General features: G+C 70.9%; 20 protein-coding genes and 3 pseudogenes. 15 read left to right on the forward strand and 8 right to left on the reverse strand.

Annotated features, from left to right (window positions below):
* Window positions 1-92 precede the first annotated feature (92 nt).
* The 5 genes and pseudogenes from AC2VOR_RS01500 (at window position 93) to AC2VOR_RS01520 (ending at window position 5,688) form a co-directional block, all read left to right on the forward strand.
* Window positions 93-458 (forward strand): hypothetical protein, encoded by a 366-nt coding sequence (locus tag AC2VOR_RS01500; protein ID WP_369740208.1) that lies wholly within the window; start codon window positions 93-95, stop codon window positions 456-458.
* 55 nt (window positions 459-513) lie between these two features.
* Window positions 514-1,302: pseudogene (locus AC2VOR_RS01505) on the forward strand (MBL fold metallo-hydrolase).
* 322 nt (window positions 1,303-1,624) lie between these two features.
* A complete protein-coding gene (locus tag AC2VOR_RS01510; protein WP_486963071.1) occupies window positions 1,625-2,752 on the forward strand; it encodes a PPE family protein in 1,128 nt (375 codons plus the stop codon).
* A 176-nt stretch (window positions 2,753-2,928) separates the two neighbouring features.
* The gene (locus tag AC2VOR_RS01515) at window positions 2,929-4,074 is read left to right on the forward strand and encodes a PPE family protein (RefSeq protein WP_369740205.1); all 1,146 of its coding nucleotides are present in this window, start codon (window positions 2,929-2,931) and stop codon (window positions 4,072-4,074) included.
* A 78-nt stretch (window positions 4,075-4,152) separates the two neighbouring features.
* A complete protein-coding gene (locus tag AC2VOR_RS01520) occupies window positions 4,153-5,688 on the forward strand; it encodes an FMN-binding glutamate synthase family protein (protein ID WP_369740203.1) in 1,536 nt (511 codons plus the stop codon).
* On the opposite strand, the gene AC2VOR_RS01525 is transcribed toward AC2VOR_RS01520, so the two are convergent.
* Window positions 5,660-5,869 (reverse strand): cation transporting ATPase C-terminal domain-containing protein, encoded by a 210-nt coding sequence (locus AC2VOR_RS01525; protein WP_369740201.1) that lies wholly within the window; start codon window positions 5,867-5,869, stop codon window positions 5,660-5,662. The two genes, AC2VOR_RS01520 and AC2VOR_RS01525, sit on opposite strands and share 29 nt — an antisense overlap.
* Between AC2VOR_RS01525 and AC2VOR_RS01530 the strand changes: the two are divergent.
* The 6 genes and pseudogenes from AC2VOR_RS01530 to AC2VOR_RS01555 form a co-directional block, all read left to right on the forward strand.
* Window positions 5,828-6,076, forward strand: a pseudogene (locus tag AC2VOR_RS01530) (PhoU domain-containing protein); the annotation flags it as partial. The gene AC2VOR_RS01525 and the pseudogene AC2VOR_RS01530 sit on opposite strands and share 42 nt — an antisense overlap.
* 4 nt (window positions 6,077-6,080) lie before the next feature.
* Entirely contained in the window at window positions 6,081-6,773 is a 693-nt protein-coding gene (locus AC2VOR_RS01535) for a CorA family divalent cation transporter (RefSeq protein WP_369740200.1), read from the forward strand.
* Window positions 6,760-9,387 (forward strand): magnesium-translocating P-type ATPase, encoded by a 2,628-nt coding sequence (gene mgtA / locus AC2VOR_RS01540; RefSeq protein ID WP_486963072.1) that lies wholly within the window; start codon window positions 6,760-6,762, stop codon window positions 9,385-9,387. The genes AC2VOR_RS01535 and mgtA overlap by 14 nt, the downstream gene beginning before the upstream one ends.
* A 124-nt stretch (window positions 9,388-9,511) precedes the next feature.
* Window positions 9,512-10,846: a magnesium transporter MgtE N-terminal domain-containing protein gene (locus AC2VOR_RS01545; RefSeq protein WP_369741737.1), complete on the forward strand. Its 1,335-nt coding sequence runs from the start codon at window positions 9,512-9,514 to the stop codon at window positions 10,844-10,846.
* Complete coding sequence (locus tag AC2VOR_RS01550; protein WP_369740196.1) at window positions 10,843-12,501, forward strand: Nramp family divalent metal transporter; 1,659 nt, start codon at window positions 10,843-10,845, stop codon at window positions 12,499-12,501. The genes AC2VOR_RS01545 and AC2VOR_RS01550 overlap by 4 nt, the downstream gene beginning before the upstream one ends.
* Window positions 12,502-12,532: 31 nt before the next feature.
* A pseudogene (locus AC2VOR_RS01555) lies at window positions 12,533-12,699 on the forward strand (hypothetical protein); the annotation flags it as partial.
* A gap of 352 nt (window positions 12,700-13,051) precedes the next feature.
* On the opposite strand, the gene AC2VOR_RS01560 reads toward AC2VOR_RS01555, so the two are convergent.
* Together AC2VOR_RS01560 and AC2VOR_RS01565 are read right to left on the reverse strand one after the other, a co-directional pair.
* Window positions 13,052-13,246: a hypothetical protein gene (locus AC2VOR_RS01560; RefSeq protein ID WP_369740194.1), complete on the reverse strand. Its 195-nt coding sequence runs from the start codon at window positions 13,244-13,246 to the stop codon at window positions 13,052-13,054.
* A 101-nt stretch (window positions 13,247-13,347) separates the two neighbouring features.
* Complete coding sequence (locus AC2VOR_RS01565) at window positions 13,348-13,719, reverse strand: DUF732 domain-containing protein (protein ID WP_486963073.1); 372 nt, start codon at window positions 13,717-13,719, stop codon at window positions 13,348-13,350.
* A 29-nt stretch (window positions 13,720-13,748) separates the two neighbouring features.
* Here AC2VOR_RS01565 and AC2VOR_RS01570 point away from each other — a divergent pair, with 29 nt between their 5' ends.
* Together AC2VOR_RS01570 and pstS are read left to right on the forward strand one after the other, a co-directional pair.
* Window positions 13,749-14,678, forward strand: a complete 930-nt coding sequence (locus AC2VOR_RS01570; protein ID WP_486963074.1) for an extracellular catalytic domain type 1 short-chain-length polyhydroxyalkanoate depolymerase — start codon at window positions 13,749-13,751, stop codon at window positions 14,676-14,678.
* Between the two features lie 115 nt (window positions 14,679-14,793).
* Window positions 14,794-15,897: a phosphate ABC transporter substrate-binding protein PstS gene (gene pstS, locus AC2VOR_RS01575; RefSeq protein WP_486963075.1), complete on the forward strand. Its 1,104-nt coding sequence runs from the start codon at window positions 14,794-14,796 to the stop codon at window positions 15,895-15,897.
* 12 nt (window positions 15,898-15,909) lie between these two features.
* Here the strand turns inward: pstS and AC2VOR_RS01580 are convergent, their stop codons facing one another.
* The 5 genes from AC2VOR_RS01580 to AC2VOR_RS01600 form a co-directional block, all read right to left on the reverse strand.
* Window positions 15,910-16,260: a DUF732 domain-containing protein gene (locus AC2VOR_RS01580; protein ID WP_369740189.1), complete on the reverse strand. Its 351-nt coding sequence runs from the start codon at window positions 16,258-16,260 to the stop codon at window positions 15,910-15,912.
* Between the two features lie 119 nt (window positions 16,261-16,379).
* Entirely contained in the window at window positions 16,380-17,135 is a 756-nt protein-coding gene (gene nei2, locus AC2VOR_RS01585; protein WP_486963076.1) for an endonuclease VIII Nei2, read from the reverse strand.
* A gap of 15 nt (window positions 17,136-17,150) precedes the next feature.
* Window positions 17,151-21,791 (reverse strand): ATP-dependent helicase, encoded by a 4,641-nt coding sequence (locus tag AC2VOR_RS01590; RefSeq protein WP_486963077.1) that lies wholly within the window; start codon window positions 21,789-21,791, stop codon window positions 17,151-17,153.
* 33 nt (window positions 21,792-21,824) lie between these two features.
* A complete protein-coding gene (locus AC2VOR_RS01595; RefSeq protein WP_369740186.1) occupies window positions 21,825-22,487 on the reverse strand; it encodes a TetR/AcrR family transcriptional regulator in 663 nt (220 codons plus the stop codon).
* Between the two features lie 91 nt (window positions 22,488-22,578).
* The gene (locus tag AC2VOR_RS01600) at window positions 22,579-23,274 is read right to left on the reverse strand and encodes a methyltransferase domain-containing protein (protein ID WP_369740184.1); all 696 of its coding nucleotides are present in this window, start codon (window positions 23,272-23,274) and stop codon (window positions 22,579-22,581) included.
* A gap of 196 nt (window positions 23,275-23,470) precedes the next feature.
* On the opposite strand from AC2VOR_RS01600, the gene AC2VOR_RS01605 reads away from it, so the two are divergent.
* Both AC2VOR_RS01605 and AC2VOR_RS01610 read left to right on the forward strand, forming a co-directional pair.
* Entirely contained in the window at window positions 23,471-23,854 is a 384-nt protein-coding gene (locus AC2VOR_RS01605; RefSeq protein ID WP_369740183.1) for a hypothetical protein, read from the forward strand.
* Window positions 23,855-24,126: 272 nt separating this feature from the next.
* The coding region (locus AC2VOR_RS01610) for an ATP-binding protein (RefSeq protein WP_486963078.1) at window positions 24,127-24,503 on the forward strand (377 nt) is incomplete at its 3' end.

The raw sequence follows: 24,503 nt of genomic DNA on the forward strand, positions 1-24,503 counted from the left end.
CGGTAAGCCGTGTGCGGGAAAACCGCATGCACGGATTGAAAGGGGGATGGGGAAACGGGTCTGCTCTGCGGACACCGCGCCCCTGACTACCAATGACCCATCATTTGATCAGGACCTTCCTGGGGTGGGCCGAAAAGCAGCTGCCCGAAGGCACCTTGATCCTGACCGCCCCGTCCGGACACACCGATTTCACCACCCCGGGCAGCGCGCTGCTGTTCCCCAGCCTGGCCCCCGCCGTCGGCGGCTGCCCCCCCGAAATCGACCCCGACTCCCAGGACTACTACGGCGCGCGCACCGCGATGATGCCCAAACGTCGACGCACCCGCGCCCAGCTGGTAGCCGCCGAACGCCGCAACAACCACCAAGCCCGCACCGCCGCACACGCCGGGCGCACGACCTGGCAACAGCGCTACTTCAGCCACGAACCCACCGACGACGACGAACCCCCGCCGTTTTAGCTGTGGGGGCCGCGTGACTGGCACGCGACCGGGTAGCCCCCGGCCCATGGATGCCATGGCCATCACAGTCACCTTCGCGGGCAACGCCACCACGCTTATCTCGGCCGGCGGCGTGACGTTGCTGACCGACCGGAACTTCCTGCACCGCGGCTGGCACGCCTACCTGGGCTACGGGCTGTGTCGAAGCGGCTGAAAGAAGCGGCGCTGAGCATCGACGAACTCCCGCCCGTCGACGCCGTCGTGCTGTCGTACCTGCACGGCGACCGCTGGGACCGCGTCGCACAGAACGGGCTCGGCCACGAACTCCCGGTGGTCACCACCCCCCGATGCGACCGCGCTCACTGAAATTCCCCACTGACGCTCATCGAAATTCCCCACCCGTGTGGCTCCGCCGAGGAGGCCCCGCCTTCTCATGCTCACTTGGGAGGACGATGTGGAAGTGCATGCCCTGCGCCAGCGTGGTTGGACGATCTCAGCGATCGCCCGAAACACCGGGTTCGACCGCAAGACGGTCCGCAAGCATCTGGCCGTTGGTGGCAATCCCGGGGTTCGAGCCCGCCCTGGTCCGGCGCGGTTCGACCCGATCGACGTGGGCGTGCTGCACCTGGGCGGCACCTGGTTGCCGGCCGGGCGGCGGCTGCCCTTCGGCCTGACCGTCGCCATGGACGGTCGCCAGGGCGCGCAACTGGTGTCCAGGCTGAACCTGTCCAAGATGATCCCCGTCCACCTCGACGACTACGGCGTCTTCGCGTCGCCGCTGGCCAACTTCACCCGCGAGATGGCGCGCCGCGGTATCGCCGATCGAATTCGCCAGTTGAACCGCGGCGCCCCGGTGACCGTTTGACTTGGCTGACCTGCGTCGGTCACCCGCCGGCAAAGGGGGCCAACGGCCGCTGCGGTCCGGGACCTATGTCCCTCGGCCCGCGGATTCCGGCCGCTGAGCGTGATCGGCATAGCGCTCATCGCGTCTTAACGGGGAAGGACGCCAATATGTCGAGTTCCCTACCGCCAGCGGAAATCCTGGCCGCCGCCGGCCGCTGCGGTCGGGTGCGCGCTACCGTAATTCGGGCCCGACACCGGACGTTCGCGCCCTCGTTCCACCGGTTTGCCCAGCAATTCAGCATGGTGTTGCAGAATCGTTCCCAGCACAGTCGACGAGAGATGCCATGGATGTCTTAGCGCCCCCAGGGGTCACCTCCGCGCTCATCTACTCTGGGCCCGGGGCGGCTTCGCTGACAGAGGCCGCCGCCGCGTGGCAGCGGCTGGCCGTCGAGTTGGAGAACTCCGCTGTTGTTTACGCCTCGGCGTTGTCGTCTCTGATCGAAACCTGGGATGGTCCGTCCTCGGTGGAGATGCTCCGGGCCGTCCAGCCCTATCTCATCTGGTTGCGTGGCACCGCTCAGCAGGTCCAGCAGATGGCAACCTCGGCGGAGGCCGCCGCGGCTGCATTCACCGCCGTTCATTCGGCGGTGGTTCCGCCCGCGCAGGTCACCGCTAACAGGATGCGGCTGGCGGAGTTGTTGGCCACCAACAGGTTCGGGACCAACACGGCGGCGATCGCCCAAACCGAAGTTCAGTACCAGGAGATGTGGGCGAACAACTCGGCGGCGATGAGCAGTTATCAGGCCGCTTCGGCGCAAAGCACCCAGCTCTCCCAATTCTTGTCGCCGCTTGCGATTTCCAATCCGACGGCAACGGCTGCCCAGGCCGGCGCGGTGCCCGCGACCACCGCTGCCTCGCCGACCGCCGCGGCATTGGCGCCTGCGGCCGGTACCGCCTTCGACCCCAACACCGGCTGGTTCGGGTATGCGAGCACCTGGGGGAACCAGTTCATTTCGTCCGGATTCCCGCTCAACCTCCTCGGCGTGTGGGCGCAATTCGCGACTGCTCAGGGGGTGGAGTCTGTGGGCGGCGAAGTCGGCCAGGGCCTGGCCGAGGGGGAAGCGGCGCTGGGAGCGTCGGAACTCGGATTGGCCAACTCGAGCAAGGCCCTCGGATCGGCGCCTACCGCTGCGATGGGTGTGGGGGTCACGGTGGGCAAGCTGACCGCGCCGCCCGCGGTGGTGGGGCTGTTACCCGCATCGCAATCGCCGGTGCAACTCGCGTCCGCGGTGTCACCGCTTTCGGCCGAGAACGCCGGGTTGTCCGCGTTGCCGATGATGCCGATGATGGTGCCGCCGTCGAGCTCGGCGGGCAGTGGTTGGCGCAAGAGGAAGCAGCAAAAATTCGAGGACCTTGACTGCGGGGCGGAAGTCCCGAAAAAGGTGATTCATCGACCGCCAAGCGGGGGCTGAGAGCCGACGATGGTGCTTCCCGCCGCCGCGGACATCGGATTTCCGCCGCCGGACAGGTCGAGGGCGACAAGCAGCAGGATACGGAAATGTCCTGGCAGGTAGAGCATTCCAAAATCGCCGTTGGGCTCCACTCGTCGTGTTCAGCCCGCCGGGGCTCTTTCCCCGGCTGAAGCGCCATGGAATTCTCGATGTTGCCGCCGGAGATCACCTCGGCGCTGACTCACTCCGGCCCCGGTGCGGGATCGATGATCGCGGCGTCCACCGTGTGGCACCAACTGGGTGCCGAGTTGGAGGATTCTGCTCGCGGCTATGCCTCGGTGTTGACGTCGGTGACCGACGCCTGGCACGGTCTGTCCTCGGCGGCGATGGTCACCGCTGCCGAGCCATTCGTCGCCTGGTTGGGCCTTGCCGCGCAGCAGTGCCAGCTGATCGGCTCCTCGATGCAAACGGTGATAGCGGCGTTCGAGCTGACGCACTTCACGGTCGTGCATCCCGCACTGGTCGCCGCGAACCGGGCGCGGCTGGCGCTCTTGCTGGCCACGAACTTCTTCGGCATCAACCTGCCCGCGATCGCCGAGACCGAAGCCGAGTACCACGCCATGTGGGTGAACAACTCGGCGGCGATGTACCGCTATGCGGCAACCTCGGCCAGCGCCGTCGTGCCGTCACAGTTCTCGCCGCCGCCGCCGATCGCCAACCCGGCGGGGCTGCTCGCCCAAGCCGAGGTGGTGCCTGGGACTGCCACTGCCGGTTCTGCCGCGCGCACCGCGGCTGCTGTTCCTCTAGCAGCCCAATCGCTCACCGCCTTCGACCCCAGCAAGGGCTGGTTCGGATACTTCAGCACCTGGGCAAACCAGGGCATCGCCGCGGGCGGGTTCCCGGTCAACATGCTCGCCGTGCTCGCGCAATTGTCGACTGCCCACGGGTTCCAGTCGCTGGGCGGCGACATCGGGGCCGGCCTGTCGCAGAGTGCGGCGGATTTCGCGGGGATAAAGACCCGGTTGGCCGGCGCGCTCGGCGCCGCCGGGCCCTCGTGGGCGCCGACGGGCTCGGTGGGCACCGGGATCCTGGTGGGCACGCTGACGGCGCCGCCCTCGGTGGTGGGGTTGCTGCCGGCTTCGGATTCGCCGGTGCAGCTCGCCTCCGCGGCGTCCGCGCTCGCCCCGAAGCCGCCGGTCACACCCCTCGCGATGCCCCCGCTGGGCGCGTCGCCGGCGGCCTCGTCGGGCGATCGCCGCCGCACCGGCCGCGACTACGACGACATCGAGCTCGGCAAGGAGCTGCTGGGCACGGTCATGCAGCGACCGCCGTCGGCGGGATGACGCCCGGCGACCAAGGACTCGTGATTGAGGACCGAGGTCACTAGCAGACGCGCACCGGCGTTGGCGAGCATGATCGGCATGAATCGGCGATCCGTGGCCGCCCTGGTGGGCGGGACCCTGGCGGGGGTGACGGGCTGGGACCTCGCGCAGCGCCGCCACGCCATCCTGCGCAACTACCCGATCGTCGGCCACCTGCGGTACCTGCTGGAGGCGGTGGGTCCCGAGCTGCGCCAGTACATCGTCACCGACAACGACGCCGAGCGGCCCTTCAGCCGCGACCAGCGCCGCTGGGTCTACACCTCGTCGAAGGCGGCCAACCGCTACTTCGGGTTCGGCACCGACAACGACCTGGAACGGGTCCACAACTACCCGATCATCAAGCACGCGGCGTTCCCCGTGCCCGCCCCCGACGGCGAGCCGCACCACCCCGACCCGGAGGTGCCTTTGCCCGCGGCCAAGGTGCTCGGCGGCGCGCGGCGCCGCGCCAAGGCGTTCCGGCCGTCATCGGTGGTCAACATCTCCGGCATGAGCTTCGGGGCGCTGTCCGCCGCCGCCGTCACCGCGCTGAACAAGGGCGCGGCCATGGCCGGGGCCTTACACAACACCGGGGAGGGCGGGGTGTCGCCGTACCACCTGGGCGGCGGCGAGCTCGTCTGGCAGATCGGCACCGGCTACTTCGGTTGCCGCGACGGCGACGGCCGCTTCAGCCTGCCGCGCCTGGTCGACCGGGTCGCGGCCACCCCGCAGATCCGGGCCATCGAGATCAAGCTCAGCCAGGGCGCCAAACCGGGCCTGGGCGGCATGCTGCCCGGCGCCAAGGTCACCCCCGAGATCGCCGCGATCCGCGGCGTCCCGGTCGGGGTCGACTGCAAGAGCCCCGCCGGCCACTCGGCGTTCCGCGACGTCGACGGGCTGCTCGAGCTCGTGGAGACCATCGCCGCCGCAACCGGCCTGCCCGTCGGCGTCAAGTCGGCGGTCGGACAGGAGCGGTTCTGGCGCGACCTGGCCGCGCGCATGGCCGGCACCGGCACCGGCGTCGACTTCGTCACCGTCGACGGCGGCGAGGGCGGCACCGGGGCGGCCCCGCTGGTCTTCAGCGACCACGTCGCCCTGCCCTTCAAGTGGGCCCTGCCGCGGGTCTACCGGGCCTTCGCCGAGGAGGGGCTGCACCACGACGTGGTGTTCGTCGGCTCCGGCAAGCTGGGCATCCCGGAGAACGCGCTGCTGGCCCTGGCCGCGGGCTGCGACATGATCAACGTCGGCCGCACCGCCATGTTCGCCCTCGGCTGCATCCAGGCGCAGCGCTGCCACACCGGCCGCTGTCCCTCCGGTGTCGCCACCCAGTCGGCGTGGCTGCAGCACGGCCTGGACCCGGAGCTGAAGTCGGCGCGCTGCGCCAACTACCTGGCTACCCTGCGCTTTGAGCTGCTGTGCCTGGCCCGCGCCTGCGGCGTCGTGCACCCGGCGCTGGTGCCGCCGGACGCCATCGAACTGCTCGACGTCGACCTCAAGACCGTGCCGGTCGACGAGCTGCTGGGGTACCGGCCCGGCTGGGGGCTGCCCGGCCCGGCCGACGTCGACGCGATTACCCGGCTGATGGCCCCGACCGGGTAGCCCTCCGGCGGTCCAGCCGGCGCAGCACGAACTTGCGCGCCTCGCTCACCCACAGCACGCTGCTGGACACCGCCAGGCACACCAGCCACCGGCCCGGCGACAGCGGAGTGGTGGTGAAGGCCGTGTTGAACAGCGGCAGGTCACCCGCGACCCGCAGCAGGCCGCGAAGCTGCACGAACACGACGACGCGATGGACGCGCTCTACCGGGAGCTGCCAAGTGTGCTGATGGACCGGGAGTGGAAGGAAAGCGTCTCCGTCGGTGTGGAATCGGCGCTGCTCGGCCGTATCTACGAGCGCGTCGCCGACCACGCCGTGGAGATCGGCCGCCGCGTCGTCTTCGCGGGCACCGGCGCCCTGCCGGCCGAGGATGAGATCTCCACCTACTGACAAGATGGGGTCCGTGCAGGTAGCTCCGAACATCCAGGGCCGCCTGTGGCGTTCCGGCGAGCCGCAGGACGACTTCGAGGTCGCCAGGATCGCTGACTACCTCGGCGAGCCCGACCGCGGCACGTTGGCTGAACTGGCCGCCGAACTGGGCCTGAAATCCTGGGCCGTCGAGGATGCGGTCGCGGCCGCCGAGGCGCTGGACGACTGCGTGGAGGCAATCGAGGACGATCTGTTCGACGGCACGTCACCTGCCGGTAGCTTTCAGCGCCGAACATTCCAGATGCGCAGGGACCTGGTGAACCTGCGCCGGGTTGCGCTGCCGATGCGGGAGGTCATCAATTCCATTGCGCATCAACGCGTTGGCGACCGGAACGGCCGCGAGCTGGACCCGCTGTACGCCGACCTCTACGACCACGTGCTGCGCGTGTCGGAATGGATGGAGTCCCTGCGCGACATGATCATCACCATCTTCGAGACGAACCTGTCCCTGCAGGACGCTCCGCTGAACGTCGTTAAGAAGAAGCTGACGGGGTGGGCGGCGATCGTCGCCGTGCCGACCGCGATCGCCGGCTTCTACGGCCAGAACGTGCCCTACCCGGGGTTCGGGACGCCCGCGGGATTTTCGGCCAGCAGCGGCGTGATGGCGGTCCTGATGGTCGCTCTCTACGTGCCGTTCCAGCGCCGTGACTGGCTCTGAGCTGAGCACCGGCGCAGTCGCCGCGGCCCCGGTCGCCGACGTGCTGCGCCGCCTGGACACCTCGGCCGCCGGGCTGTCCGGCGCGCAGGCGGCCGCGCGGATGGAGCGCTACGGCCCCAACGCGGTGCGCACCCACCATGTCAACGCGCTGGCGGTGCTGGGCCGGCAACTGCGCAACGCAGTGCTCATCCTGCTGGGCGGCACCGCGGTCGTCTCCTACTTCCTGGGCGACAGCATGCAGGCGGTCATCATCGGGATCATCCTGGCGGCCAGCATCGGCCTCGGCTTCCTCAACGAGTACCGCGCCGAGCGGGCCGCCGCGGCGCTGCACGCCGGGGTGCACCACAACGCGGTGGTGCGCCGCGACGGGCGCTTCGTCACGGTGGACGTCACCGCGCTCGTCCCCGGCGACGTGGTCCGGCTGTCGCTGGGGGAGGCGGTGCCCGCCGACGTCCGCCTCATCGACGTCAACGGCCTGGAATGCAACGAGAGCATCCTGACCGGGGAATCGACCGGGTCGGAGAAGTCGCCGCAGCCGGTGCCGGCGGGGACCGAACTCGCCGAGTCGTCCGACCTGGCCTTCATGGGCACCATCGTCAGCGCCGGCGAGGGCACCGGGGTGGTGTACGCAACCGGACACAACGCCGAGTTCGGGCGCATCGCAGCGGGTTTGGACGACCGCCCCCCCGAGACCGGCTTCCAGGTGGGGCTGCGCCGGTTCTCCTATCTACTGCTGCATGTCGCGGTCGCGCTGATGGTGGTCATCCTGGCCAGCAACCTGCTCCTGCACAAGCAGGTCATCAACTCCGTGCTGTTCTCGCTGGCGATCGCCGTGGGCATCACGCCGCAGCTGCTGCCCGCGGTGGTCAGCACGAGTCTGGCCACCGGCTCGCGGCAGCTGGCCCGGGCCAAGGTGCTCGTCAAGCGCCTGGTGTGCATCGAGGACCTCGGCGACATCGACATTCTGATCACCGACAAGACCGGCACCCTGACCGAGGGCCGGATCACCCTGGTCGACACGGTCGACGCCGCGGGCGCGCACAGCGAGGCGGTGCGGCGGCTCGGGCTGCTGGCCACCGACGTGGACCCGGAATCCGGTGGGGTCAGCGGCAATGCGCTCGACGCCGCGCTCTGGGAGGCTACGCAGGGGAAGTCCCCGCAGCAGCTGCTGGGCTGCGTCGCGCGCCGGGTCGCGACGCTGCCGTTCGACCACGAGCGCCGCGCGACGTCGGTGCTGGCCGACGACGACGGGCAGCGCGTCCTGGTGGTCAAAGGCGCGCCCGAACAGGTGCTGGCCCAATGCCCGGCGGTGACGCCGGCCGCCCGCCAGATCCTCGCGGCCCTGTTCGCCGCCGGGCGCCGGGTGGTGGCGGTGGCCTCGCGGCCCGCGGCCGGGCTGACCGCGATCACCCCCGCCGACGAACGCGACCTGACGCTGGCCGGCTTCCTGGTGTTCGCCGACGAACCCAAACCCGCCGCCCGCCAGTCCCTGGCCGAGCTGGCCGCCCTGGGCATCGAGCTGAAGATCGCCACCGGTGACAACCCGCGCGTCGCCGAAAAGGTCTGCGCCGATTTGGGTTTGGCGTCCAAGGGCACCGTCACCGGGGCCCAGCTCGACCCGCTGGGCGACGACGACTTCGCCGACGCTGCCCGGCACCACACCATCTTCGCCCGCATCTCCCCGGAGCAGAAGGAGCGGCTGATCACCTCCCTGCGCCGCACCGGGCGCTCGGTCGGTTTCCTGGGCGACGGGGTCAACGACGCGCTGGCGCTGCACGCCGCCGACGTGGGCATCTCGGTGGACAGCGCCACCGACGTCGCCAAGGACGCCGCCGACGTGGTGCTGCTGGAGAAGGACCTGGGCGTGCTGGCCACCGGGGTGGCCGGGGGCCGGCGGATCTTCGCCAACACCATCAAGTACGTGCTGATGGGCACGTCGAGCAATTTCGGCAACATGTTCAGCGCCGCGGCCGCCTCGGCGCTGCTGCCGTTCCTGCCGATGCTGCCCAGCCAGATCCTGCTGAACAACCTGCTCTACGACAGCTCCCAGCTGGCCATCCCCACCGACCGGGTTGACGACGAGCAGCTCCAGGCGCCGGCGCACTGGAACCTCGCCTTCATCCGGCGGTTCATGCTGATCTTCGGCCCGATCAGCTCGCTGTTCGACTTCCTGACCTTCGGCCTGATGCTCGGCGTGTTGCACGCCGGTGCCGTCGAGTTCCGCACCGGCTGGTTCGTGGAATCCCTTGCCACCCAGACGTTGATCATCTTCGCCATCCGTACGCGCAAGGTGCCCTTCGTGCGCAGCCGGCCGAGCGCGCCGCTGGCGGTCACCAGCCTGTCGGTCGTGGCGATCGGTGCCGTGCTCACGATCTCGCCGCTGGCGCACACCCTGGGCTTCACGCCGCTGCCGTGGGCGTTCTTCGCCGTGTTGGGCGGTTTCGTCGTCACCTACCTGGTGCTGGTGGAACTGGCCAAGAAGATGTTCTACGCCGAGCCGCTGGCGCCGGCCGGGCCGCCGCGACGCACCCGCGGGCGCGCCCACCACATCCGCCGGCGCGCCGCGCGCTTCCACTATGTCGACGGCGACGCGCCCGGTGTCGGGATCCGCTGACCCGCGCCGCATGTTCACCTGGCGGTTGTGGTCACCGGCGGCGGTCGCGGCGTACGATCTGGCGGCCGAGCCGATAGGGCCACGGAAGCAGCACGGAGGAGGGCCAGTGGGTTCATCACATGCGGTGGCCGAGCAGGGCGGGGACCGGCCGGTGATCCACCTGTCGGAGCTGCTGCGTTCGCCGGTGCTGGCCCGCGCGGGCGAGACGGTGGGCCGGGTCGAGGACGTGATCGTGCGGTTGCGCGGGGCCGACGAGTACCCGCTGCTGACCGGCATCGTCGCCGGGGTCGGCGGGCGGCGGGTGTTCATCGGGAGCCGAGTGATCAGCGAGTACAAATCCGACCGGGTTGTGTTGGCCAAGAACAAAATCGACCTGCGCGGCTTCGAGCGCCGTGACGGTGAGGTTTTGCTGCGCACGGACGTGCTCGGGCACCGGCTCATCGATGTGGCCGCCGTCGAGCTGGTGCACGCCTACGACGTCGAACTCGAGGACACCGGCGCCGGGTGGGTGCTCGCGCGGCTGGACACCCGGCGCCCGGCGAAGTTCTTCGGGCTCATCAAGAGCTCGGGCGGGCACGCGGCCCGCGACTGGAAGGCGTTCGAACCGCTGATCGGCCACGTCCGCTCCAACGCGGTGCGCCGCCACTGGGGCAGGGTCGGTGGCTTCAAACCGGCCGAGATCGCCGACCTCCTCGAGGAGGCGGACAAGGCCGAGGGCGGCGAGATCCTGGACCGGGTCCGCAGCGACCCGGAACTGGAAGCCGACGTGTTCGAGGAACTCGACCCCGACAAGGCCAGCCGCCTGCTCGACGACATGCCCGACCACGAGGTCGCCGCGTTGCTGGGCCGGATGCGCGCCGACGACGCCGCCGACGCGATCGCCGACCTGCGCCAGGCGCGGCGCCGGCGGGTGCTCGACCTGATGCCCGCCCCGCAGCGCACCAAGGTGATCACCCTGATGGGGTTCAACCCGCAGAGCGCCGGCGGGCTGATGAACGTCGACTTCGTGTCGTGTGCCGCCTCCGCGACCGCGGGAACGGCGCTCGCGCTGATCGCCGACGCCCGCACCCTGCAGCCGGAGGCGCTGGTCAAGATCCACGTCGTCGACGAGGACAGGCGCCTCTCGGGTGTGGTGTCGGTGATCGCGCTGCTGCAGGCCGCGCCGGGGGAGAGCGTCGGAGCCCTGATGGACTCCGACCCGGTGCGGGTCGGCTCCGCCGCCGACCTGACCGACATCGCGCTGCTGATGGCCGACTTCAACCTCTACTCCATCCCCGTCGTCGACGAGCAGGACCACGTGCTCGGGGTGGTCACCGTCGACGACGTGCTGGAGGCCACCATCCCCGAGGACTGGCGCCGCCGCGAACCCGCGCCCCGCCCGGTCCGCGACATCGCCCAACCCGGCGCCCAACCCGGCGACGAACGCGACTCGGCCGTGCCGGGAGGGGGAGGGGCGTGAGCGCAGGCGACGAGGGCACCACCCACACCGCCGCCCAGAACGTCCGCCATAGCGCCGTGCTCGACAGCGCACACCTGGGCGACATCGAGGGCGCGTTCGGTCGCATCGCCGTCGGCGAGACCGAGCATGCCCGCACGTTCAAGACGCGGCTGCTGACCCTGCTGGCCATCGTCGGGCCCGGGATCATCGTGATGGTCGGCGACAACGATGCCGGCGGGGTGGCCACCTACGCCCAGGCCGGGCAGAACTACGGCTACTCGCTGCTGTGGGTGCTGCTCCTGCTGATCCCGGTGTTGATCGTCAACCAGGAGATGGTGGTCCGGCTCGGCGCGGTCACCGGCGTGGGGCACGCGCGGCTGATCAACGAACGCTTCGGCCGCGGCTGGGGCTGGTTCTCCGTCGGCGACCTGTTCCTGCTGAACTTCCTGACGATCGTCACCGAGTTCATCGGCATCACGCTGGCCGCCGAGTTCATCGGCGTCTCGAAGTACATCGTGGTGCCGGTCTCGGCGGTGGCGCTGGTCGCGATCATGGCCAGCGGCAGCTTCCGCCGCTGGGAGCGGGCCATGTTCGTGTTCATCGCGGTGAGCCTGGCGCAGATCCCGATGCTGCTGATGTCGCATCCCCAGTGGACGCACGCGGCGAAGTCGTTTGTGACGCCCAGCATCTCGGGTGGGGTGAGCTCGGATGCGGTGCTGCTGATCATCGCCATCGTCGGTACCACCGTGGCGCCGTGGCAGCTGTTCTTCCAGCAGTCCAACGTCGTCGACAAGCGCATCACCCCCCGGTTCATCGGCTACGAACGCGCCGATACCGTGCTGGGGGCCTTCGTCGTGGTGGTCGGCGCCGCGGCGCTGCTGATGACCGGCGACTGGGCGGCGCGCTCCACCGGCACCGTGGGCGACTTCTCCGACGCCGGCGCCGTCGCGCACCTGCTCGGCCGGCACAGCGAGGTGCTCGGCTCGATCTTCGCGATCGTGCTGATCGACGCCTCGATCCTGGGCGCGGCCGCGGTCACCCTATCCACCAGCTACGCCTTCGGCGACGTGTTCGGCCTCAAGCACTCGCTGCACCGCGGGTTCTCCGACGCCAAACAGTTCTACCTGTCCTACACGGCGATGGTGGCGCTGGCCGCCGCGATCGTGCTGATCCCCGGCGCCCCGCTCGGGCTGATCACCACCGCCGTGCAGGCGCTCGCCGGCCTGCTGCTGCCGAGCGCCAGCGTGTTCCTGCTGCTGCTGTGCAACGACCGGGAGGTGCTGGGGCCTTGGGTGAACCGGCCCTGGCTGAACTGGGTCGCCGGGCTGATCGTCGGCATCCTGCTGCTGCTGTCGGGGATCCTGATGGCCACCACGCTGTTCCCCGACATCGACGTCGTCGCCGTCGCCGGCTACCTCTTGCTGGCCCTGGTGGCGCTCGCGGCCGCCGCGGTCCCGGTGCTGCGCTGGATGGCCCGCCGCCAGCCTGCGCGCCCGGCCGCGCAACTGCCCGCCCGCGGCGTCGACCGCAACGCCTGGCGCATGCCGCCGCTGACCCTGCTGGAGCCGGTCACCTGGTCACCCGGGACCCGCCTGGGCATGATCGCGCTGCGTGGTTACCTGGTGGTCGGCGCCGTGCTGCTCATCATCAAAGCCGTGCAACTCGGCGCCCGGTAGGTAGCGCTACGGTCGCATGCCATGAGCGAAGATGAGCCTGCTCGCGCGAAAAATGCTGTGCTACAACAGCTTCCGTGTTACCGCGGTGTGTTCGCCGACCCACGCCCGCTGCTGACCGAGCGCAACCACCACCGCGTCGGCTTCGGTTCGGTCTGCGAATTCCCCGGCCGTTCGACGGTCCGGCCGGAGAGTTGCGCCCCCTACGCGTTCACCGGGACGTTGCACGAGGTGACCTTCGACCTGCAGACCGTGCCGCCGGAGGCCGAGCGGGCGCTGCACGAGCACGCGCCGGCCCAGGCCGTCGGGTGTGGCGCCGCGGGCTGACTATCGGGCGTTTTCGCCGTCGTCCGGGGAATCCGCCAGGGCGGCCCGAAGGCTCTGTTTCATCTGGTCCCGCACGTAGGAGCCCGTTTTTCCGCCGGTCTGCGGGCAGTCGGGGCAGCTGAGGACGGTGAACGGGTTGGGCACGGATCGGCGCCCGTGGGCGCGGGCACGACGACGCCGGCACCGATGGGCAGTTTGGCGATCACCCGCGGCGATGTCGGCGGAGTCACTGCGGGACGGAGATCCCCTCGAGGTCGGTCAGCGCGGTCTCGATTCCCCGGTTGATCTGATCCGTCACCACGGGGCCGCCCCGCGGGGCCGGCTGCGGGCAACTGCAGCTGAGGACGTTGAACGAACTGGGGTCGGCGCCGACCGGTGCCGCCAGACCCGCCGCGGCCGCCGCTGCGAGGGCGAGACACATCACTAGTTTCGTAACCATCCACAACTCCCCAAAACCGACGCTGTATGAATCTTAGGTGCCGGCGATGGCGGGTGCACGTCAACACTGCATAACAGTGGTAACTACGAGATGTACTGCGGGCAGTAGGCCCGCATGCTGGCGCCGACGAAGTATCCCGCGTGGTAGCCGTCGAGCGGGCTGTTGTCCATCACTGCGGACGCGACCTGGCTCGGCGACTCGCCGCGTTGCAGTTCGTTGCACACCTCGTGCGCGCCGCCGATCGCGGCCTCGGGACTCGGGTAGTCAATGTTCTTGGCCTGCAGCGCGTCCAGGAACGCGTCGTCGTTGGCGTCGGCGCGCGCGGTCGGGGTGGCCAGTCTCCGGATGGGCGTGATGACTCCAGGGTCTCTCGGTCGACAGCGAGCTCGAATAGGTTGGCCAAAGCGACTCTGCGGCGCAGCGGTTCGCGCCGCGCGCCGCGCAATCCGGCACACGCACCGACCCGAGTCGGTACCTTGTCGGCATGCCGTTCGCGCGATGGTTGTCGTTGGCCGGTGTGGTGGCTCTGGCGGTGGCGGTCCTGGCCGGCTGCGGCGCGCGGCATCTCGCGGCGGCCGGCGCCCGCGACGTGTCCGGCACGCTGTGGTCCGGGGGCCTCGAGAGGACCTACACACTGCACGTACCGCCCGGCGACCCGGTCGGCCTGGTGCTCAGCCTGCACGGCGGCGGCGGCAACGGAAGCGGGCAGCGGGGGCTCACCGACTTCGACGGCGTCGCCGACGCGCACCATTTGCTGGTGGTCTACCCCGACGGGTACGACAAGAGCTGGGCCGACGGTCGCGGGGCCTCGCCGGCGGACCGCCACCACGTGGACGACGTGGGGTTCCTCGTCGCCCTGGTGGGCAAGCTGCAGGACGACTACAACATCGACCCGGGACACGTCTTCGCCACCGGCATGTCCAACGGGGGCTTCATGTCCAACAGGCTGGCCTGTGACCGCGCCGACGTCTTCGCCGCGATCGCGCCGGTAGCCGGGACCCTGGGCGTGGGCGTGCCGTGCCACCCGTCACGGCCGGTCTCGGTGTGGGAAGCCCACGGAACCGCCGACCCGCTGGTGCCGTTCAGCGGGGGCAACGTGCGCGGTCGCGGCGGGATCAGCCACGCCGTCTCCGTCGCGAGCATGGTGGACAAGTGGCGCTCGGTCGACGACTGCCACGGCGAACCGTCGGCGGAGGCGTCGCCCGGTGTCGGGGACGGCACCGCCGTGCACCGCTTCGCCTACACGGTGTGCGCGGCGGCCACCGAGGTGGTGTTCTACCGGATCGACAACGGCGGCCACACCTGGCCGGGCGGCAGACAGTACCTGCCCAGGGCCGTCATCGGCCGCACCACCCGCGCCCTCGACGGCTCGGAGGCCATCGCCCGGTTCTTCCTCGCGCATGCCCGCGATTAGCCCGCCGCGCTGCCCGCGGCCGTACGCCGAGCCTCGTGGGTGCGATCTTGTTACTATGCCTCATACCTGCGGGAGCCGCAGCGCTGCTGGTTCGCCACCGTCCAAAGGAATCGGGTTGCTACTCAATCGGTTTGGTGCCGCGCTGAGTATCCTGGCCCTCGGGGCGATGCTGTCGGGGTGCGGCGCCGAGGACAACGGGCAGCATGCGGCGACGGGCACGTCGCCGGTGCGGGTCACCTGCGGCGGCAAGCCGACGTTGCGGGCCAGCGGTTCCACGGCGCAGGCCAACGCGATGACCCGTTTCATCAAGGCCTTCGAACAGGCCTGCCCGGGGCGGTCGCTGAACTACACGCCCGACGGGTCCGGCGCCGGGATCAGCGAATTCGTAGGCAGCCAATCCGATTTCGCCGGGTCCGACTCGGCGTTGAGCAAGGACGAGTACGCCGGGGCGCAGCGGCGGTGCGGTTCGCCGGCGTGGAACCTGCCGGTGGTGTTCGGGCCCATCGCCATCGTCTTCCACATCGACGGTGTGACGTCGCTGAACCTCGATGGCCCGACCGCCGCGCGGATCTTCAACGGCGACATCAAGGCATGGGACGACGGCGCGATACAGGCGCTGAACCCGGGCACCACCATGCCCGCCGAGCCGATCAGCGTCGTGTTCCGCAGCGACCAGTCCGGAACCACGGACAACTTCCAGAAGTATCTCGACACCGCCTCCGGCGGCGCGTGGGACAAGGGCGCCGGCAAGACGTTCAACGGGGGCGTCGGCGAGGGCGCCAAGGGCAACGACGGCGCCGCCTCGGCCGTCCAGAGGACCGAGGGGTCGATCAGCTACGTCGAATGGTCCTACGTCCAGGCTCAGCGGCTGGAGATGGCCAAGATCGTCACCTCGGCCGGCCCGGATCCGGTGGGGATCAGTGCCGAGACGGTGGGCAAGACCATCGCCTCGGCCTGGTTCATCAAGGGCGGCAACGACCTTGCCCTGGACACGATCTCGTTCTACCGGCCCAACCAGCCCGGCTCGTACCCGATCGTGCTGGCGACCTATGAGATCGTGTGCTCGAAGTACCCGGACGGGCAGGTCGGCGCGGCCGTCAAGGCCTTCCTGCAGAGCGCGATCGGCGCCGGCCAGGACGGCCTGGCCGACCACGGCTACATTCCGGTTCCGCAGGCGTTCATGTCGCGGTTGTCGAGCGCGGTCAACGCCATCTCCTGACCCGGCCGCGCGTCACGGCGCCGAGTGATTCCTCGGGCAGAACGCGGCGATGCTCGCGCCGACGAAGAAGCCCGCGTGGTAACCGTCCAGTTGGCTGTTGTTCATCACTTCCGAGGCTACGTCGGACTTCTGCCTGCCGTGGTCGAGTTCGTCGCAGACCTCGTGCCCGGCGATGATCGCGGCCTGCGGCGACGGGAAGTTGATCCCCTTGGCCTTCACCGCGGACAGGAAGGCGTTGTCGATCGCGTCGGCATGCGCGGCCGGGGCCGCGACCCCGGCCAGGCCCAGCAGCGCGACCGTCAGGGCAAGGTCGACAGACAGCGGACGCACGCGCTGCGGCGTGCGCGTCCGGCTGTTCGTCATCGGGGGGTCCTTCGGGTCGGCGGTGCAAGAAGGCAAGCCAAAGCCTTTGGCACTGCGATCATTGCATGCCGCGACCGCGACCGCGAAAGTTCCCGGCGCACTTGATCGAAGTCCCCTGTTCAGCGCTGGCAGACCGGACACCAGTAGGTCACCCGCTCCCCGGCGGCGCTGTATTCGACGCGCGTGCCGCAGCGGCGGCAGGGCTGTCCCGCCCGCCCGTACACCCACAGCTGCCGGCCCGCCCGGGTGTCGCCGGTGGTGCAGCGGTTCCAGCGGAAGCGGTTGATCCACAGCATGTCCCGGGCCCGCGCCACCAGCCGGTGCGGGTCGGCGACCGCGCTCACCGGCGCGGTGGGCAAATGGCCGGTGACGAAGCACAATTCGTTGCAGTACACGTTCCCGACCCCCGCCAGCACCCGCTGGTCCAGTAGCGCCTCGGCGAGCGGCCGGCCCGGCCGCGCGGTGAGGTTAGCCGCGGCCCGCGCGGCGTCCCAGTCCGGGCCCAGCAGGTCCGGGCCCAGGTGGGCGACCGCGGTGGCGTCGCGGTCGCGGTCGCCGATCTCGAGCACCCCGAGGTCGACGCCCACGGCCCGCACGGGGCCGGCTTCCAAAACGATCCGCGCGCGATGGTCCACCCGCACCGGACGGTCACCGACCCGCCAGCTGCCGTCCATCTTCAGGTGCGAGTGAATGCTGGCCGGCCCCACCCGGATGAACAGGTGCTTGCCGCGGCTGAGCACCTCGTCCACCGCGTGCCCGGTCAGGTCGACGGTCGCGAACCGCGGCACCCGGACGTCGCAGCGCGTCAGCGTGCGCCCGGCCAGGTGCTCCCGCAGGATCGCCGCGGTGTGCCAGACGGTGTCACCCTCGGGCATGGTTGTCCGGCATGTTCACCGCAGCCGCAGCCCGCGCGGGGTGCGCACGAATCCGGCGTCCAGCAGCCCCGCCAGCGCGTCCGCCGCTCCCGCGCCGGGCGGCGGCTGCAGCGCGGGCACCCCGTCGATGCGTTCCACCAGGATCCCCGCGACCCGCCGCCCGGACACCAGGCCGGCCAGCGCCGCGGCGGCCGCGTGGTGGGCGGCGGGGTCGTCGGTGAAGGTCAGCAACGAGCGTCCGCCGCGTTCGAGGAACCAGGCGCACTCGCCGTCCACCAGCACCACGAGCGCCCCGGCCTTGCGGCCGGGCCGCGCCCCCTGGCCCTGCGCGGTCGAGGCAGGCCAGGGCAGCGCGGCGCCGTAGGGGTTGGCCGGGTCGGCTGCGGCCAGCACGAGCGCCCGGTAGTCGGGCCGCTGCGCGTCGACGCCGTCGGTGTAGCCGCGCAGCCGGTCCACGGTGGACGCGACGGCGAACTGCGCGCCGCCCAGCGACTCCACGAAATAGCCGCGTTGGCAACGCCCGGCGTCCTCGAAGGAGCTCAACACCTTGTACAGGGTGGCGAACCCGCCCGGCATCCCCTCCGCCGCCACCGCGCCCCTGGTCAGGACGCCGTGCCGGCCCAGCAGCAGCTCGGCCTGGTAATGCGCGCGCACCGTGGAATCCGGCTCGGGGGGCGGCAGGGCCGACCACCGTCCCGCCACGGTCGGGTCGGCGGCCCGGTGGTGCTGGGCGTGCGCGACGCTGTAGCGGCTCAGCCGCGGCGGCCGATGCGTCCGGTGCGCCGGCGCCGAACGCCTGCGGCCGCCCGTTCCGCTCAGCAGGGCGCGCACCGGGGCGAAGGTGTCACCGGTGACCCAGCCGGCCCAGATCAGTTCCCACAGCGCGGCTTTGAGCCGGGCCGGGTCGATGTCGCCCGTTCCCCCGTCCGCCGCGAGCTGGCGAAAGAAGTACGCGCCGCCCCCGGACAGCGTGTCCAGGATCGCGCGGTGGACGTCGGTGAGGTCGGCCTGGGCGGGCGGCGCCAGGGTCAGGGGCGCGGAGTCGCTGTGATGCAGCGCGATCCAGCCGTCGCTGCCCGAGATGGACCCGGCGCCCGACCAGGTGACCTCCCCGGTCGCCAGCAGCTCGTCGAGCAGCGCCGGGGTGTAGTCGGCCACCCGCGGGGCCAGCACCAGCGGTTCGATCGCCGAGGCCGGCAGCCGCACGCCGGCCAGCTGGTCGATCACGGTCAGCAGGCCGTCGGGGCCGGACAGGTTCGATGAGACACGGTGCCAGGCCGGCAGGAACCGCCCGTACGCGGCGGTGCTCACCGGCTCGATCTGGGCGCGCAGCGCGGCCAGCGAGCGGCGCCGCAGGATGCGCAACACCTCGGCGTCGCACCACTGCTCGCCGCCGCCCGGCGTTCGGGCGGGCTCCGCGGCGGCGACGAACTCGCCGCGCACCAGGCGCCCTCCAGACGCCCCCGAGGCGGCCAGCCGGCTCAGCACGTCGGCCGTCACCCGCAGCCCCAGGCCGAACCGGGCGGCCGCCTCGGCGGTGGTGAACGGGGTGTGGGTGCGCGCGTAGCGGCCCAGCAGCTCGCCCAGCGGGTCGCTCACCGCCTCGGTGAAGCCGGAAGGCACCCCCGGCGGGACCGCCACCCCCACTCCGTCGCGCAACCGGCCGATGTCCTCGATGGCCACCCACCAGCCGCGCCCGGCGAACGACACCGTCAGCGCGCGGCGGGCGGCCCGCAGGCCTTCCAGCCAACCGGCCACCTCGGCGCCGCCGGCGCGGGCACCGATCTCCTCCTCGGTCAGCGGGCCCAGCAGCCGCAACAGGTCCGCGACCCCCTCGGCGTCGCGGGCGGCCCGCTCCGGCGAGAGGTGCTGCAGCTGGCGGCCGGTCGCGGCGATGACGTCGGGGTCGAGCAGCTCGCGCAGCTCCACCCGGCCCAGCAGCTCGGCGAGCAGCGTCGCGTCCAGCGACAGCGCCGCGGCCCGGCGTTCGGCCAGCGGGGTGTCCCCCTCGTACATGAACGCCCCGACGTAACCGAACAGCAGCGACGCCGCGAACGGCGACGGTTTTGCGGTCTCGGTCTCGAGCACCCGCACCCGGCGCGCGGCGATGCCGTCCATCAGCTCGGCCAGCGCCGGGACGTCGTAGACGTCCTGCAGGCATTCGCGGACGGTCTCGAGCACCACGGGGAAGTCGGGGTACTTGCGGGCGACCTGCAGCAGCTGGGCCGCGCGCTGGCGCTGCTGCCACAGCGGCGAGCGGCGGCCCGGGTGGCGGCGGGGCAGCAGCAGGGCCCGGGCCGCGCATTCGCGGAACCGCGACGCGAACAGCGCCGACCCGCCCACCTCGGCGGTGACGATCGGGTCGATCTCGTCGGCGTCGAAGACGAAGAGGTCGGCGCCGGGCGGGGTGTCCCCGGTTTCGGAGAGGGTGTCGGGCAGCCGCACCACGATGCCGTCGTCGGAGGCGGTGGGTTTCTCGTCGATGCCGTAGCGTTCTCGCAGCCGCCGGCCCACCGCCAGCGCCAGCGGGCCATGCACCCGCAGCCCGTACGGGGAGTGCAGGATCACCCGCCAGTCGCCGAGCTCGTCGCGGAAGCGCTCGACCAGCAGGGTGGTGTCGGTGGGCACCACCCCGGCCGCGGTCCGCTGCTCGTCGAGCAGCCCCCACAGGTTGTCTCTCGCGTAGGCGTCGAAACCCAGTGCGGCGCAGCGCGCGTCGAAGGCGTCGCGGCGCAGGCCGGCCAGCTCGCCGGTCAACGCGCCCAGCGCGGCGCCCAGCTCGGCCGGGCGGCCCACGCCGTCGCCGCGCCAGAACGGCAGCCGGGCCGGCTGACCGGGAGCGGGGACCACCAGCACCCGGTCGTGGGTGATCTCCACGATGCGCCAGCTGGTGGCCCCGAGCGAGATCACGTCGCCGGGCCGCGATTCGTAGACCATCTCCTCTTCGAGTTCGCCCACCCGCGAAGGCTTCTCGGCCTCGGAAGCGAGATAGACCGCGAACAGGCCGCGGTCGGGGATGGTGCCCCCGGAGGTGACGGCCAGCCGCTGGGCGCCGGGGCGGGCGGTCAGCGTCCCGGTGTCGCGGTCATAGACCAGCCGCGGCCGCAACTCGGCGAACTCCGTCGACGGATACTTGCCGCTCAACAGGTCCAGGGTGGCCTCGTACAGGCGGCGCGGCAGCGTCGCGAACGGGGCGGCCCGCCGCACCGTGTCGAACCACCGGTCGGCGTCCAGCGGCTCGAGGGCGGCCGCCGCCACGGTGTGCTGGGCCAGGACGTCGAGGGGGTTGGCCGGCACCCGCATCGTCTCGATCTCGCCGGTAAGCATGCGCTGCACGCTGACCGCACAGCCGATCAGGTCGGTGCGGTGCTTGGGGAGCAGCACGCCGCGGGAGACCTCGCCGACCTGGTGCCCGGCCCGGCCGATGCGTTGCAGGCCGCTGGCCACCGACGGTGGCGCCTCCACCTGGATCACCAGGTCGACCGCGCCCATGTCGATGCCCAGCTCGAGGCTGGAGGTGGCCACCACCGCCTTGAGCAGCCCGCGTTTGAGGTCCTCTTCCACCAGCGCGCGCTGCTCCTTGCTGACCGAGCCGTGGTGGGCGCGGGCCAGCAACGGGTCGGCGCCGTAGGTCTGCCCGCTTCCCATGATGTGCGCCGGCGCCCCGCCGGGCACCCCGCGATTGGGCCCGGACGACTCGGCGGGCAGCTCGACGCCGCGGCGCTCGGCGTGAATCTCGTTGAGCCGCGCGGTCAGCCGTTCGGCCAGCCGCCGCGAGTTGGCGAACACGATGGTCGAGCCGTGCGCCTCGATCAGGTCGACCAGGCGCGCCTCGACGTCGGGCCAGATGCTGGGGGTGCCACCCGCTTGCGGGGGAGTGTGCGCCAGGTTCGCCATGTCGGGCACCGGCACCTGCACGGTGAGCTCGACGGTCTTGCCCGACGGCGGGGCCACGATCCTGGTCGGGGACTGTCCCGACAGGAACCGGGCCAGCTCCTCGGGCGGGCGCACGGTCGCCGACAACCCGATGCGCTGGGCGGGCCGCCCCTCGCGCAGCGCGTCCAGCCGCTCCAGCGACAGGGCCAGGTGCGCGCCGCGCTTGCCGGCGGCGATGGCGTGGATCTCGTCGACGATCACGGTCTGCACGCCGGCCAGGGTCTCCCGCGCGGCCGAGGTGAGCATCAAGAACAGCGACTCCGGCGTGGTGATCAGCACGTCGGGCGGATGGTTGAGCAGCTGCCGGCGCTGCGCGGGCGGGGTGTCGCCGGACCGCACCCCCACGCTGATGTCGGGAACCGGCACCCCGCGGCGCTCGGCGATCCGCGCCAGCCCCGCCAGCGGGGCGCGCAGGTTGCGCTCGACGTCGACCGCCAGGGCCTTGAGCGGGGAGACGTAAAGCACACGGGTCCTGGCCCGCCGCTCGGGATGGGCGGCCAGCCGGTCGATCGCCCACAGGAACGCCGCCAGCGTCTTGCCGGACCCGGTCGGCGCGATCACCAGGGTGTTGTCGCCGTCGGCGATGGCGTCCCAGGCGTCGGCCTGCGCGCTGGTGGGCGCGGCGAACGTGCCGGCGAACCACTCGCGGGTGACCGCGCCGAACCGGCCCAGCGGGTCGGGGGGACGGTCAGGCCGCTGCGGACCGGCGCGAGTGCTCACCTGACCATGGTGCCAACGGGGACCGACAGGCGCTCACAGCCTGGAGGTGGCCATCAGGTGGGCGAGTTCGTCCGGAATGCCCGGCACCCGGGCGATGGCGTCCAGCAGCGAGTGCGCGCAGGCGTCGGCGAGCCGCTCGGCATCGGTGGACGGGTCGATGATCCGCCGACGGCAGATCTCGAAGGTGAGCGCCAGCCAGCCGTGCAGGATCACCTCCAGGTGCTTCTCGGTCTCGGGTTCCAGCTTGTCGGCCGGGATCGTGCTCACCAGTTCGGCGACCCGGCTCATGATGTGTTCCAGCTGGCGGTTCTTGGCCTCGTCGCTGACGCCGAGCAGCACCGGGTCCGAGCGGCCCAGGCCGACGTACGCCGCCCACGCCGACTGCGGATGGTGTTGTTGGTAGGCCATGTAGGCCAGCACACCGGTCCGGATCTCCTCGAACAGCGTCAGGCCGGCGGGCCGCAACGCGTCGGTGGCCTCGTAGAGCCGGTCGGCCTCATCCTGCACGACCGCGGCGAAGAAAGCCCGTTTGTCCGGAAAGTAGTGGTACATCAAGGCGCGGGAGACCCCGGCCCGCTCGGCGATCTCGTCGATGCGGACCTCGTCGTACGGCCGCTGACCGAAAACCTCCGCCCCCAGAGCAAGCAGCTCTGCTCGGCGGTCCTCGGGGGACAACCGCCTTCTAGCTCTCGGCATGGGTCAGATAGTACCCACGCGGCCGGCGGCGACGTCCGGACTTGCGTTTATGGGATCCAAGCCCGCCGGACTGGGACCGCCTCGGGCGGCGTCATTTCAGCGTGCGCACGCACAACCGGAACAGGCACCAGGAGATCTCGGCCCGCACGCCCGCCTTGTCCAGATAGCGCTGCCATTCGGCCCGGCGGAAGCTGCGGGTGATGGAAACGATGCCGTCGGAGCGCACGATCGGGTGCCAGCGCATCAGGTCGGCCAACAGCGGAAACAAGTAATAGTTCAGCGAATTGCGGTGCAGATCCGCGATATGCCAGCCGCGTGCGGAATTCGCCTGCAGCCACATCAGGAACTCGACGACCTCCTCGTCGCCGAGGTGGTGGGTGAACTGCGAGCTGACGATGAAGTCCGGCCGCTTGTCCGGGGTGTAGGCGAACACGTCGCCCGTCCGGTACTCGATGCCCATCTCCGGCGGGGTGGCCGCCTGCGCGGCGGCGATGCTGCGCGGGTTCAGGTCGATGCCCGACAAGCGCGCCTTGAGCCCGCGGCGATCCGCCCAGCGCGCGATGGCGCGCAACAGATCGCCGTCGCCGTAGCCCACGTCCAGGATCGAGAATTCCGCGCCGGCGGGCAGCGTCTTCGTCGCCCGCGCCAGCCAGCGCAGCGCCGGGAGGTGGGTGAGCGTCATACGGTTGACGACGGCGAGGTCGGCCAGACAGCGCTGGTAGTCGGCGAGGGCGACGTTCTCGTCATCGAGGACTTCCGGCGTCATGCTGCGCACCGAGAGGTCCATGCATCCCATCCTTCCCGTCGAATCCCCGCGCTCAATCTTGCGGCATGGTCCCCAGCGTTGCCCACGGCCCTCCCTCCCCGGCCTCCCCGACGGCCGAGAACGGCGGTTTACCGTGGTTTACCACCGGGTATGGGTTTTGGTGCGATCGTTTCGGGGGGTGGGATCCTTCGGGGGCGGCAACACATGAGGATGAAGGATGCAGAAGGCAGACGAGTGGTCCACGGGCGACCGCCTGGGGCAGGAGGACGGCGAGGTCCACGCCGCCGTCCGCTTCGCAGCCCTGGCTACGGCTGCCGGGGTCGGCTTCCTGGTCATGGCGGCGCTGTGGGTCAGTACCTGCCCGGGCGTGAGCGTCGACACGGTCGCGTGCGGCGCGCCGCAGCGCACGATGCTGGCTTTCGGGGGCCCGCTGATCCTGCTGACGGCCGGGCTGTGGGCGTTTCTGCGCACCTACCGCGTGTGGCGTCGCGAGGGGACGTGGTGGGCATGGCACGGTGCGGGCTGGTTCCTGCTGACGCTGGTGGCGGTGACAGTCTCATTGGGGGTGTCGCCGATCGCCGGCCCGGCGCTGGGACTCTGAGGCATTTCGCTGAGATCACGCGCGAAAACCCGGCTCCCGGGTTTTCGCATGCTGCCGGGCGGGTATCAATAGTTCGACCATGACTAATTCCCGCAACCATTGCCCCCACCCCTGCACCGCGACGCGCCGGGACCGGCGCGTCGCGGTCAACTCCATTCCGGCGAATTCGAGTGGGGTACCCGGCGGCGACAATGGCTAACCCGCTGGAACGTATGGTCCCAGGGGGGCTGCAGAGCGGTAGTAACGTCAGTCGAACAATGCCGGGAGACCATATGAACGACGCGGGATTGCGCGTCCACAAGCGCAACCGCGGCCACCGAGCCGTCGAAGTGCACGTCGCCGCACGCCTGGAGAACCTGGCGATGCTGCGCACGCTGGTCGCCGCGATCGGCACCTACGAGGACCTGGACTTCGACGCCGTGGCGGACCTGCGGCTCGCGGTCGACGAGGTGTGCACGCGGCTGATCCGTTCGGCCACGCCGGATGCGACGCTGGTGGTCGTCGTGGACCCGCAAGACGACGTTCTGGTCGTGGAGGCCTCGACCGCGTGCGACACTCACGACGTGGTGGCGCCCGGCAGCTTCAGCTGGCACGTGCTGACGTCGTTGGCCGACGACGTCAAGACCTTCCACGACGGCCGCGCACCCGA

Source organism: Mycobacterium sp. TH-M103 (assembly GCF_057473785.1).

What these genes read in the sequence shown, in the direction of transcription:
- AC2VOR_RS01500 (WP_369740208.1), top strand. Translation starts at nt 93, where the DNA reads ATGACCCATCATTTGATCAGGACCTTCCTGGGGTGGGCCGAAAAGCAG.
- AC2VOR_RS01510 (WP_486963071.1), top strand. Translation starts at nt 1,625, where the DNA reads ATGGATGTCTTAGCGCCCCCAGGGGTCACCTCCGCGCTCATCTACTCT.
- AC2VOR_RS01515 (WP_369740205.1), top strand. Translation starts at nt 2,929, where the DNA reads ATGGAATTCTCGATGTTGCCGCCGGAGATCACCTCGGCGCTGACTCAC.
- AC2VOR_RS01520 (WP_369740203.1), top strand. Translation starts at nt 4,153, where the DNA reads ATGAATCGGCGATCCGTGGCCGCCCTGGTGGGCGGGACCCTGGCGGGG.
- AC2VOR_RS01535 (WP_369740200.1), top strand. Translation starts at nt 6,081, where the DNA reads ATGGGGTCCGTGCAGGTAGCTCCGAACATCCAGGGCCGCCTGTGGCGT.
- AC2VOR_RS01560 (WP_369740194.1), bottom strand. Translation starts at nt 13,246, where the DNA reads ATGTGTCTCGCCCTCGCAGCGGCGGCCGCGGCGGGTCTGGCGGCACCG.
- AC2VOR_RS01570 (WP_486963074.1), top strand. Translation starts at nt 13,749, where the DNA reads ATGCCGTTCGCGCGATGGTTGTCGTTGGCCGGTGTGGTGGCTCTGGCG.
- AC2VOR_RS01580 (WP_369740189.1), bottom strand. Translation starts at nt 16,260, where the DNA reads ATGACGAACAGCCGGACGCGCACGCCGCAGCGCGTGCGTCCGCTGTCT.
- nei2 (WP_486963076.1), bottom strand. Translation starts at nt 17,135, where the DNA reads ATGCCCGAGGGTGACACCGTCTGGCACACCGCGGCGATCCTGCGGGAG.
- AC2VOR_RS01595 (WP_369740186.1), bottom strand. Translation starts at nt 22,487, where the DNA reads ATGCCGAGAGCTAGAAGGCGGTTGTCCCCCGAGGACCGCCGAGCAGAG.
- AC2VOR_RS01600 (WP_369740184.1), bottom strand. Translation starts at nt 23,274, where the DNA reads ATGGACCTCTCGGTGCGCAGCATGACGCCGGAAGTCCTCGATGACGAG.
- AC2VOR_RS01605 (WP_369740183.1), top strand. Translation starts at nt 23,471, where the DNA reads ATGCAGAAGGCAGACGAGTGGTCCACGGGCGACCGCCTGGGGCAGGAG.